This is a genomic window from Streptomyces sp. NPDC059499 (assembly GCF_042749285.1).
GTDB lineage: Bacteria > Actinomycetota > Actinomycetes > Streptomycetales > Streptomycetaceae > Streptomyces.
In genome coordinates, this window is the sequence record NZ_JBHYTT010000036.1 from 1 (window position 1) to 5,567 (window position 5,567).

Sequence of the window (5,567 nt, forward strand, 5' to 3'; positions counted from 1 at the left end):
GGGTTGTTGTCGGGTGTGGTGGCGTCGGGTGAGTCGCAGGTGGGGGTGCGTGCGGGGGAGGTGTTCGTGCCGAGGTTGGTGCGGGCGGGGGTGTCTGGGGAGGGTTCGGGTTCGGGTGGGGTTCTGGATCGTTCGGGGTCGGTGTTGATCACGGGTGGTACGGGGACGTTGGGTGGGTTGGTGGCCCGGCATGTGGTGGGTGTGCATGGGGTGCGCAGTGTGGTGTTGGTGAGTCGTCGTGGTCCGTCTGCCGAGGGTGTGGCGGAGTTGGTCGAGGAGCTGACGGCTGCGGGTGCGCGGGTGGAGGTGGTCGCGGCTGATGCGGGTGACCGTGAGGCGTTGGTGGATGTGCTGGCGGGGATCCCGGCCGAGCATCCCCTCACCGCGGTCGTCCACACCGCCGGAGTCCTCGACGACGGGGTGCTCTCCTCGCTGACGCCGGAACGTGTCGACTCCGTGTTCCGCCCGAAGGCCGATGCGGCGTGGCACCTGCACGAACTCACGCGTGAGCTGGACCTGGCGGCGTTCGTCCTGTTCTCCTCCGGTGCCGGCGTCCTCGGCAATGCCGGCCAGGGCAACTACGCCGCGGCGAACGGTTTCCTGGACGGGCTGGCTCGTACGCGCAGGGAACAGGGTCTGCCTGCCGTATCACTGGCGTGGGGACTGTGGTCCCAGGCGAGCGGCATGACCGGACACCTGGATGATGGCGAACTCGGTCATATGGCAAGCGGCGGCCAGGCAGGGCTTTCGTCCGATGAGGCGCTGGCGCTGTTCGACCGTGCGCTGCGATCCGACGAGCCGTTGCTGGTGCCGACGAAGCTCGACTACGCATCCCTCAGGAAGCAGGCAGCTGCCGGAGAGCTGGCACCACTCCTTCGCGGACTCGTACGGACCCCCAGGAAGGCCGCGCAGACCGTGGCCGACGGACGCGGACAGTCCCTGGCGCAACGCCTCGCCGAGGTCGGCGAGGCCGAGCAGACCCGTCTCCTCGTGGAACTCGTCCGGAGCGATGCGGCACACGTTCTCGGGCACGCCGCGCACGAAACGGTCAAGGCGAACCAGGCCTTCAACGACATCGGATTCGATTCGCTGACCGCAGTCCGGATGCGTAACCGCCTGGCCGAGTCCACCGGTGTGCGGCTCCCCGCCACGGTCGTCTTCGACCACCCGACTCCCACAGCGCTTGCGCTCCACCTCCGCGACCTGCTCGAACTGACGGGCACCGCCGTGGTCCCGGCGCTCGCCGAGCTCGACAGGCTGGAGCAGACCCTCGCCCGGACGTCCACGGACGACAAGGTACGGGTGCAGGTGGCCGCGCGACTGGAAGCGCTGACGGCGAAGTGGGCGGAGTCCCTCGTTGCGGTGACCGTGCCCGACGAGGGTGTCGATCTCGATGTGGCCACCGATGACCAGATCTTCGACCTGATCGACAACGAGCTCGGCCTCTCCTGACTCGAACCTCCCATCGGACAGCCGGACGACCAGGACCTGGACGCTCAGGCGACCCCGCTGAGCAGCCGACCGGCCGGACCCGCCGTACCGCTGACTGACACAAGGAAGAACCTCATGTCGAACGACGACAAGCTGCGTGACTACCTCAAGCGTGTGACGGGCGAGCTGCAGCAGACCCGCAAGAGGATCCGTGAGATCGAGTCCAGGAGGACGGAGCCGATCGCGATCGTGGGCATGGGCTGCCGGCTGCCGGGCGGGGTCGCATCGCCGGACGACCTGTGGAAGCTCGTCGACGGAGGCGTGGACGCGATGTCCCCCTTCCCTGCCGACCGGGGCTGGGACCTGGACAACCTCTACGACCCGGATCCGGACCGGACCGGCACCTCCTACGCCGACGAGGGCGGGTTCATCGACGAACCCGGCGGTTTCGACGCTTCGCTGTTCGGTATTTCGCCGCGTGAGGCCCTGGCCATCGATCCGCAGCAGCGGCTGCTGCTGGAGGTGTCGTGGGAGGTGCTCGAGCGCGCGGGCATCGACCCCACCTCGCTGCACGGAAGCAGCGTCGGCGTCTACACCGGGCTCATGTACCACGACTATGCCGATGACGTGGAGAAGCTGCCCGAAGGACTTGAGGGCTACTTCGGCATCGGCAACTCGGGCAGTGTGGCGTCGGGGCGTGTCGCGTACACGCTCGGTCTGGAGGGCCCTGCCGTCACCGTGGACACGGCGTGCTCGTCGTCCTTGGTGGCGCTGCATCTTGCGGCGCAGGCGCTGCGCAACGGCGACTGCGCGATGGCCCTCGCCGGGGGCGTTGCCGTGATGGCGACACCCGAGGTGTTCGTCGACTTCTCCCGGCAGCGGGGGCTGGCGCGCGACGGCCGGTGCAAGGCGTTCGCCGACGCGGCCGACGGAACCGGGCTCGCGGAAGGTGTGGCCGTGCTGCTGCTGGAGCGCTTGTCGGACGCGCGGCGGCTGGGGCATGACGTGCTGGCGGTGGTGCGGGGTTCCGCTGTCAATCAGGACGGTGCGTCCAACGGTCTCACCGCTCCGAACGGTCCGTCGCAGGAGCGGGTGATCCGCCAGGCGCTGGCCGGCGCGCGCCTGACACCGGGGGACATCGATGCGGTCGAGGCGCACGGTACGGGCACCACGCTGGGCGATCCCATCGAGGCGCAGGCACTGCTGGCGACGTACGGACGGGAACGGACCGACGACCGCCCGCTGTGGCTGGGCTCGTTGAAGTCGAACATCGGTCATACGCAGGCTGCGGCGGGTGTGGCGGGTGTCATCAAGATGGTGCAGGCGATTCGGCATGGTGTGTTGCCGAGGACGCTGCATGTGGATGAGCCGTCGTCGAAGGTGGACTGGTCGTCGGGGGCTGTTGAGCTGTTGACGGAGTCCAGGTCGTGGCCGGAGGTGGATCGTCCGCGCAGGGCGGGTGTGTCCTCGTTCGGTGTGAGCGGAACGAACGCCCACGTGATCCTGGAGGAAGCCCCGCCTTCTTCCGCCGAAACCGTGGTGGGCCCGAGCGATACGCCTCCCCACGCGGCCGTGCCGTGGCCGCTGTCCGGGGCCTCGGACCAGGCGTTGCAAGCGCAGGCACAGCGCCTGGTGAACCATCTCGCCGGGCGTTCGGATCTGACGCTTGCCGGGGTGGGTCATTCGCTTGCTGTGGGGCGCGCGGGTCTGGAGCACCGTGCGGTGGTGACTGCCGAGGACTGGGCCGGTGGGTTGGCTGGTGTGTCGGTGGTGGCTGGGGGTGGTGTGGGGTCTGGTGTGGTGTCGGGTGTGGCGGATGTGTCGGGCCGGACGGTGTTCGTGTTTCCGGGGCAGGGTTCGCAGTGGGTGGGGATGGGTCGTGAGCTGCTTGATTCTTCGCCGGTGTTTGCGGGTGCGCTGGTTGAGGTGAGTGGTGTGTTGGGGTCGGTGAGTGGGTGGTCGGTGCTGGATGTGGTGCGGGGGGTGGAGGGTGCTGCGTCGTTGGATCGGGTGGATGTGGTGCAGCCGGTGTCGTTTGCGGTGATGGTGGCGTTGGCGCGGGTGTGGGGGTCGTTCGGGGTGCGGGCGGATGCGGTGGTGGGGCATTCGCAGGGGGAGATCGCGGCGGCGTGTGTGGCGGGTGTGTTGTCGTTGGAGGACGCGGCGCGGGTGGTGGTGTTGCGTAGTCGTGCGATTGCGGGTGGTCTGGCCGGTCGTGGCGGGATGGTGTCGGTTGCTCTTCCGGTGGAGGAGGTGCGGCTGGGTGAGGGTGTGGAGCTTGCTGCGGTCAATGGTCCGTCGTCGGTGGTGGTGGCGGGGGATCCGGAGGCGTTGGACCGGTTGGTTGCCGAGTACGAGGCGCAGGGTGTCCGGGTTCGCCGCGTGCCGGTGGACTACGCGTCCCACACCTCCCACGTCGAGTTGATCGAGGCCGAGCTGGCCGACGTACTTGCCGGATTGAAGCCCCGGACCGCGACCATTCCCATGTACTCCTCGGTGGACGGCCGCTGGGTGGACGGCACCGAGTTGGACGGTGGCTATTGGTTCCGGAACCTGCGGCAGACGGTGCGCTTCGCCGACGCGACCACGGCCTTGGTCGCGGAGGGCTTCCGGGCGTTCGTCGAGGTGAGCTCGCACCCGGTGCTTGCGCACAGCATTCAGGAGACCCTGGACGAGAAGCTTGAGGCGCCGAGTGTCGTGACCGGGACACTCCGCCGCGACGACGGAGACCTGGACCGGATCCTGCTCTCCGCCGCTGAACTCTACGTCCGTGGAATACCGGTCGACTGGTCGTCCTTCTACGGTGCACCAGGGCCCGTTCGCGTCGAATTGCCCACGTACGCCTTCCAGCACCAGCACTACTGGCTGGCCGGCGGCCGGGGGAGTGGTGACCTGGGGGCCGTCGGACTTCGCTCTGCCGAACACCCGTTGCTCGGTGCGGTGGTGCATCTGCCGCAAGGCGGTGGAGCATTGCTCACCGGAAGGTTGTCGCTCAAGGATCATCCCTGGCTTGCTGACCACGCGGTGGCGGGTACGGTGCTCGTCCCCGGGGCCGCGTTGCTGGAGCTCGCCCTGCGCGCCGCGGACGAAGCAGACCTGGGCACGGTCGAAGAACTCGCGATCGAGACCCCGCTCGCCCTGCCCGAACAGGGCGCGGTACAGATACGGGTCACCCTTGCCGACGAGGACCTGCGTGCCGATGGACACCAGGACCGGTCGTCGGGCGACGCCGCGGAACGCCTGACCGTAGCGGTGTACTCCCGGCCCGAGTCCGTCGACGAGGCGGGCCCGTGGACACGGCACGCGAGCGGATTCCTGTCCTCGAGCGCTTCCCCTCCTCCCGCCCAGCTTGCGCAGTGGCCTCCGGCGGGTGCGGAGCCGGTGTCGGTGGAGGGGTTCTACGAGGGGTTGGCGGAGCAGGGGTACGCGTACGGTCCCGCGTTCCAGGGCATGCGTGCCGCGTGGCGGCGGGGCCGCGAGGTGTTCGCGGAACTGGCGTTGCCGGAAGCACTGATATCCGAGGCAGCTGCGTACGGGCTGCACCCCGCGCTTCTGGACGCGGCCCTGCAGGCGACCAGCCTGATCAGCCTGGCGGAGCCGGAACCGGAGCCGGAGCCGGGTCGTCTTCTCCTACCGTTCGCCTGGAGCGGGGTCACGCTGCACGCGACGGGTGCCTCGGCTCTGCGCCTGAGGGCCGAACCCATTGGACCGGACGCCTTTTCTGTGACGGTCACCGACCGGACCGGTGCCCCCGTCGCCACGGTCGACTCCCTCACACTGCGGCCCGTAGCCGCCGAGCGTCTGGCGTCGCTCGGCGGCACGGCCGACGAGCTGTTGTACCAGCTCGACTGGGCTCCCCTCACGCTGCCCGAGTCCGACGTTCCCGTACCTGCCAGGGCGGTACTCGATCTCACCGAGCACGGCGGAGAAGGCCCCCAGGCGGCACGTGAACTGACCGCCGCCACCGTGGACTTCCTTCACGCCCGGCTGTCCGACCCGGACTCGAACTCGCTGACTCTGGTGATCCTGACCAAGGACGCGGCTGGTGATCCGGCGGGGGCTGCGGTGTGGGGGTTGGTGCGGTCGGTGCAGTTGGAGCAGCCGGGTCGGGTGGTGTTGGTGGATGTGGATGGTGG

1 protein-coding gene and 1 pseudogene are annotated in these 5,567 nt (G+C 69.0%); both read left to right on the forward strand.

What is annotated here, in order from left to right; genetic code table 11:
- Window positions 1–141 precede the first annotated feature (141 nt).
- Complete coding sequence (locus tag ACFW9O_RS36540; protein WP_384615487.1) at window positions 142–1,452, forward strand: SDR family NAD(P)-dependent oxidoreductase; 1,311 nt, start codon at window positions 142–144, stop codon at window positions 1,450–1,452.
- A 114-nt stretch (window positions 1,453–1,566) separates the two neighbouring features.
- Window positions 1,567–5,567: pseudogene (locus tag ACFW9O_RS36545) on the forward strand (type I polyketide synthase); the annotation flags it as partial.